Source organism: Elstera litoralis (genome assembly GCF_000963705.1).
In the GTDB taxonomy this organism is placed as follows: Bacteria; Pseudomonadota; Alphaproteobacteria; order Elsterales; family Elsteraceae; genus Elstera; species Elstera litoralis.
Window position 1 is genome coordinate 1 of record NZ_LAJY01000808.1, and the last position, 840, is coordinate 840.

The window sequence follows — 840 nt, forward strand, 5'->3', positions numbered from 1 at the left end:
ATTGAAACTATTATTGAGGCATTTATAACATCTACTATCTTTATTCTGAATAACGTGAAGATGCCTTCCTTGTTAAACTCGCGGACGTCACGAATTTCCTATACAAACACTTACGTAGATGGAGTCTCAATCGTTGATGACCAAAGAACCTCCCAGAGGAGATCGATGTTTAAGGGAACCAAACATGAAATCGAGGATGCTCAACAAGCAGAAATCCACAACATATTTACCTTCTTAAACGAGGAAAAACAGGGAGACTTTGAAAAAATAAAAATCGCTATGAAGCGAGTATATTACTCAAAAAGCAGAAGAAATCATAGTGATAGATTATTAGATTTAATGATAGCCGCTGAACTATTATATAATTCAGCCGAAGAAAGCGAACTATCCTTAAGAATACGCCTGAATGCCGCTTTTCATTCTGACGAGCAAGATAAGAAATCTGTCTACCACGCCTTCAAAAAAAGCTTATGACGCTAGAAGCAAGATCGTTCACGGAAGTCTAAAAAAAAATTCCTAATATTGAAGAAATATCTAATAATGTAGAGAAATATCTAATCAATGGAATAATAAAGATCATGCACGAAATTAGAGACGGAACTTATAAAAAGAATATAGACAGAATCGAAGACATGATATCAAAACTGTCGTCTATTGAGAAACCGGATCAGATCAGTAGCAGCGACGCATAGTTTCCTTTGACCGCTGATCTGAGTTTAAGAAAGTAAGGGGCGCATCCATCAAGCGCCCCAAAGGAACAAACCGCCGGATTATTCCTTTAGCGCTTACGCTACGAGAAGAACGCCATTGTCGCTTCGGTCGCCGCCACCCGAGGCAACC

Annotated in this window: 1 protein-coding gene; it reads left to right on the forward strand. The window is 38.8% G+C overall.

All coding sequences use genetic code 11. The features are described from left to right. Nucleotides 1-474 (forward strand): hypothetical protein (locus VZ95_RS19915; RefSeq protein WP_045777417.1); only part of this gene is annotated, 474 nt, incomplete at its 5' end. Between the last annotated feature and the right edge of the window lie 366 nt (nt 475-840).